At 63.1% G+C, this 556-nt stretch carries 1 protein-coding gene; it reads right to left on the minus strand.

All coding sequences use genetic code 11. The annotated features are described in order from the left end of the window. Positions 1-556 (minus strand): contractile injection system protein, VgrG/Pvc8 family (locus AC4HNJ_RS21570; protein WP_490481675.1); only part of this gene is annotated, 556 nt, incomplete at both ends.

Consider the following 556-nt stretch of genomic DNA (forward strand, 5'->3'; position numbering starts at 1 on the left):
GGGATTCCAGGGGTCGAAATCCAGGTCGAAGCGCACCACGTAGTGGCCTGCCTTGGTCAGGTAGGCATAGTTGTATTTGTCGGGCGACGTGACACGCGCTGACAGCGTGCCCTTGATCTTGGGCCATGATGCTTCGTTGAGTTTCAAGCGGAAACGCCGGTCGGCCGGAATCGCCTTGAACGTATTGCGATAGTCCTCGTCGCGTCCGCCGGTGTGAACCACTTCGACGATCAGCATGCCGTTCGGCGCGTCGGGCAGGGCTTCGTCGGTGTGAACCACGCGCGCACAGCGCACACCCGGATGCGTGCTCTCGCCCTGATACCGCACCTGCTCGCTGATAGCGGCCTCGTGCCGCAATTGCGCCTGCCACGTGGCCTGCTCCGGATCCAGGTGGCCGGTGCCATAGATATACGGCTGGCCGTAGGTGGTGGTGTCCTTGCGCGCGACGTTGGCTTCCGCCTTGATGCGCTCCCATGCCTTTGCCGGGTTGTAGTCGGCCACGAGATAGCTCGACGGCACGGTTTGCACGTGCGTTGCGAGGGAGAGGATCGCCTCG

Source organism: Dyella sp. SYSU CM1112 (assembly GCF_058216415.1).